This window comes from Streptomyces sp. NPDC002490 (assembly GCF_040296045.1).
Lineage (GTDB): Bacteria > Actinomycetota > Actinomycetes > Streptomycetales > Streptomycetaceae > Streptomyces.
Genome location: NZ_JBEOWM010000112.1, coordinates 1 through 4,828, shown reverse-complemented (window position 1 = coordinate 4,828; position 4,828 = coordinate 1). Strand labels below are relative to the sequence as shown.

Below are 4,828 nucleotides of genomic sequence, written 5' to 3'. Positions count from 1 at the left end.
GCCCGAAGCCACGACCGGCGCCGACTCCAGAACGACATGGGCATTGGTACCGCTCACCCCGAACGACGACACGCCCACCCGACGCGGCCGACCGGTCTCCGGCCACGGCACGGCCTCGGTGAGCAGGGAAACGGCGCCCTCGGTCCAATCGACCTGGGGCGAGGGCCGATCGACGTGCAGGGTCTTCGGCATCAGCCCGTGCCGCATCGCCAGTACCGACTTGATCACACCGCCCACGCCCGCCGCGGCCTGGGTGTGGGACAGGTTGGACTTCAGCGACCCCAGCCGCAGCGGCCTTCCGCCCGGCCTGCCCTGGCCGTAGGTCGCCAGGAGCGCCTGGGCCTCGATCGGGTCTCCGAGGGTGGTGCCGGTGCCGTGCGCCTCCACCATGTCCACCTCGCCCGGAGCGAGTCCGGCACGGTCGAGCGCCTTGTTGATGACGCGCTGCTGGGCCGGCCCGTTGGGTGCGGTGAGCCCGTTGCTGGCACCGTCCTGGTTGACGGCCGAACCGCGGATGACGGCCAGCACGGGGTGCCCGTTGCGCTGTGCGTCCGAGAGCCGTTCCAGCAGGAGCAGACCGAGTCCCTCGCCGAATCCCGCCCCGTCGGCGGAGGACGAGAAGGACTTGCTGCGTCCGTCCGGTGCCAGGCCGCGCTGGCGACTGAATCCGATGTAGAGACCGGGGGTGGACAGGACGGTCACTCCGCCGGCCAGGGCCAGTGTGGCGTCGCCGGAGAGCAGGCCCTGACAGGCGGTGTGGATGGCGACCAGGGAGGACGAGCAGGCGGTGTCCAGGGTCACCGCCGGCCCCTCCAGACCCAGGGTGTAGGCGACGCGGCCGGAGGCCACGCTGGGGATGGTGCCCGTTCCCAGGAAGCCCTCCAACTCGTCGGGCACCCGGCCCAGCCGGGACCCGTAGTCGCTGTTGATCACTCCGGTGTAGACGCCGGTGCGGCTGCCGCGCAGGGTCAGCGGGTCGATACCGGCCCGCTCGACCACCTCCCAGGACGCCTCCAGCAGCAGCCGCTGCTGGGGGTCCATCGCCAAGGCCTCGCGCGGCGAGATCCCGAAGAACCCCGGGTCGAAGTCGGGCGCGTCGTGGAGGAAGCCGCCCTCGCGTACGTAGAGGGTGCCCGGGGCGTCGGGGTCCTCGTCGAACCGTCCCTCGACGTCCCAACCGCGGTCGGTGGGGAACGTCGAGACCGCGTCGCGCTCCTTGACCAGGAGTTCCCACAGGTCCTCCGGGGTGCGCACGCCGCCGGGGTATCGGCAGCTCATGGCCACGATCGCGACCGGCTCGGCCGCGCCGTCCAGGAGTCGCCGGTTCTCCTGCCGCAACCGCTGGTTGTCCAGCAGCGAGACGCGCAGTGCCTCGACCACCTGGTCCGTCTCCATGGACATGCCGTTCAGCCTCTCCCTCTGTCCCGGTCGGTCAGTCACGTTCGCCGCCCAGCGCCATCCGGACGAGGTCACCGACGTCCATGCTCGCGATGTCCTCGGCGGGGCCCGACGCCTCCGCGCCGTCGGCGAGCCGCAACAGCGCGTCGAGCAGTCCGGCCCGGCGCAGTGCGGACGGCGGGATGGTGGCGAGCAGGGAGCTGATCTCGCGGTCCCCCCGGTCCGCGGTACCGGTGCCGCCTCCCGCACCGTCTGCTTCCCGGGGGACGAGCCGCCCGGTCAGGTAGGTGGCGACGGCGACCGGGGTGGGGTGGTCGAAGACCAGGGTCGCGGGCAGCCGCTGGCCGCAGGCCGCGCTCAGCCGGTTGCGGAGTTCGACCGAGGTGAGCGAGTCGAAGCCGAGGTCCTTGAAGGCCCGGTCCGGTTCGACGGTTCCCGCGCCACCGTGGCCGAGGACGTCCGCGACCCGGCTCCGTACCAGTTCGAGCACGGCGGGCACGCGTTCCTCCGACGCGAGTCCGGCCAGCCGGCGACGGAGCGAGCCCGCCTCGGCGGCGTCCGCTCCCGAGGCGGGGCGACGGGCGCCGCCGGGGACCAGCCCGGAGAGCAGGGCCGGGACGGGGGCGGACCGGGCCGCCGCCCGCAGTCGGCCGAGGTCGATCCTGACCGGGACCAACAGCGGTTCGTCCAGGGACAGTGCCGCGTCGAAGAGCGCCAGACCCTCGTCGGTACCGATCGCGGCGGTGCCGCCCCTGGCCATCCGCCGGAGGTCCGCGTCGGCCAGGGCACCGGTCATGGTGCTGCGTTGCGCCCACAGCCCCCAGGCGAGGGACTGCGCGGGCAGGTGCCGGGCGCGGCGCTGCTGGGCGAGTGCGTCGAGGAAGGCGTTGGCCGCCGCGTAGTTGCCCTGCCCGGCGTTGCCGACCGTGGCGGAGGCGGAGGAGAACAGGACGAAGGCCGACAGCGGCAGGTCGAGGGTGAGGGCGTGGAGGTTCAGCGCCGCGTCGACCTTGGGCCGGAGCACCCGGTGCATCCGTTGGGGGGTGAGCGACTCGACCACGCCGTCGTCCAGGACGCCTGCCGCGTGGACCACCGCGCTGAGCGGACGGTCGGCGGGGACGTCGGAGAGCAGGGCCGCGAGGGCTTTCCGGTCCGCGACGTCGCACGCCTCGACGGTCACCCGGGCGCCCAGTCCGCGCAGTTCGGCGGCCAGGTCCAGGATGCCGGGGGCCTCCGCGCCGCGCCTGCCGACCAGCAGCAGGTTCCGCACCCCGTGTGCGGTCACCAGGTGCCGCGACACCAGGCCGCCGATCGTCCCGCCGGCCCCGGTGACCAGGACCGTCCCCGTGGCCGTGCCGTCCGGGAGGATCGGGGCCGGGGGCACCTCCGCAGGGACGCTCGTCCTGGCGAGCCGGGCGGCGAGGAGCCGTCCCCGTCGTATCGCCGCTTGGGGTTCCGCTCCGGACAGCACCTGTGGCAACAGGTCGACCACGGCGGCCGGATCGTCCGTGTCGAGCAGCACGAAGCGGCCGGGGTGCTCGGACTGGGCGGAGCGGAAGAGGCCGCGGACCGCGGCTGCCGTGAGGTCGGTGACGTCCTCGCCGACCTCCGTGGCGACCGCGCCGCGGGTGAGGAGGACGAGAGGGGTGTCCTCGTCCCAGCGGGGGTCCGCCAGCCAGTCCTGGACGAGGCGAAGGGCGTCGTCCAGCGCCGCGTGCACGGATGCAGCGTCGGGGGGAGAGGGGAGCCGTGCGGCGTGGTCGCAGTGCACCAGCACCGTGGCGGGCGGGGGCGTGCCCCGGTCCACCACGGCGCGGAGCGCGGCGAGGTCCGGGTGGGCGTCGGGGAACGCTTCTGCGACGCCGATGGCCGCCCAGTCTCCTAGGGGTTCGGCCGGCACGCGGGCCGGTGCCGGGGACCACTCCAGCCGGTAGAGGGACTCCGGGCCGCTGCCCGCGCGCAGGGCGTCGAGGTCGACGGGACGAACGGCGAGCGCCTCGACCGAAGCGACCGGGAGGCCGCAGGGGTCGGTGGCATCGATCGACACCGTCCCGTCCGGTCCGAACCCGAGCCGGACCCGGAGCGCGGTGGCCCCGGAGGCGTGGAGCCTCACACCGCTCCAGGAGAACGGCAGTCCGGCGGAGGCCCGGCCCCGTTGCGGGTCTGTTTCCGATCCCCCGGCGAGGAAGAGTCCTTGGAGAGCGGCGTCCAGGAGGGCGGGGTGCAGGCCGAAGGCGGTGGCGAACCGGTGCTGTTCCGGTGGCAGACGCACCTCGGTGAAGAGGTCGTCGCCCCGACGCCAGGCGGCGCCCAGCCCTCGGAAGGCGGGGCCGTAGCCGTAGCCGGCGGTTCGGAACCGTTCGTAGAGGTCGTCGACGGGGACCGGGACGGCACCGGGCGGGGGCCAGGAACTGGCGTCGATCGGCAGGACGGTCGGGGGCGGTTCCTTCGCGGGGGCGGCACCGAGCACACCGGTGGCGTGGGCGGTCCAGAGCGGTGCCGCCGCGTCCTCGCGGCAGGAGAACAGGTCCAGGGAGCGCCGGCCCGACTCGTCGGCGGCGCTGACCCGCACTTGCAGACGGACCGCGCCGTCCGCGGGAATCAACAGCGGTGTCTGAAGCGTCAGTTCCTCCACCGCCGGGCACCCCGCCTCGTCCGCGGCACGCACGGCCAGTTCCGCGAAGGCCGCGCCGGGGAGCAGCACGGTGTCGGCCACGGCGTGGTCGAGGAGCCAGGGGTGGTTGCGCGGCGACAGGCGGCCGGTGAGCAGGAGTTCACCCGTCTCCGCCACCTCGATCGCCGCGCCGAGCACCGGGTGGTCGGTGGAGTCCAGGCCGGCCGATCCCACATCGGCCGTGGCCGTGTGCACGGGCGTGGGCCAGTAGCGCCGGTGTTGGAAGGCGTAGGTGGGCAGTTCGACCCGCCGGCCCCCCGGGAACATCCCCGACCAGTCGACGGTGAGCCCGCTCTCCCATGCCCGGCCGAGGGAGTGCAGCAGCCGTTCCATGCCCCCCTCGCCCCGACGCAGCGTCCCCAACACCGCCGCGCCCACCCCCGCGGCCTCCACCGACTCCCCCACCGCCACCGACAACACCGGATGCGGACTCGGCTCCACGAAGAACCGGAAACCCTCCCCCAACAGAACCCGAGTCGCCTCCTCGAACCGCACCGTCTCCCGCAAATTCCGATACCAATACCCCGCATCCAACAACACCGTATCCAACCACCCACCCGTCACCGTCGAAAAGAACGGAATATGACCAGAACGAGGCACAATCCCATCCAACTCAGCAAGCAACCGCTCACGAACCTCCTCCACATGCACCGAATGCGACGCATAATCCACCTCAATCCGACGCACCCGCACCCCCTCACCCACAAGTTGCTCCACCAACTCCGCCACCGCATCCGCATCACCCGCCACCACCGT

2 protein-coding genes are annotated in these 4,828 nt (G+C 73.2%); both read right to left on the bottom strand.

The features are described from left to right. The coding region (locus ABT092_RS30735) for a type I polyketide synthase (RefSeq protein ID WP_351249769.1) at window positions 1-1,401 on the bottom strand (1,401 nt) is incomplete at its 3' end. Between the two features lie 31 nt (window positions 1,402-1,432). Beyond that, on the bottom strand, window positions 1,433-4,828 hold a 3,396-nt coding region (locus ABT092_RS30730; protein ID WP_502968544.1), incomplete at its 5' end, for a type I polyketide synthase.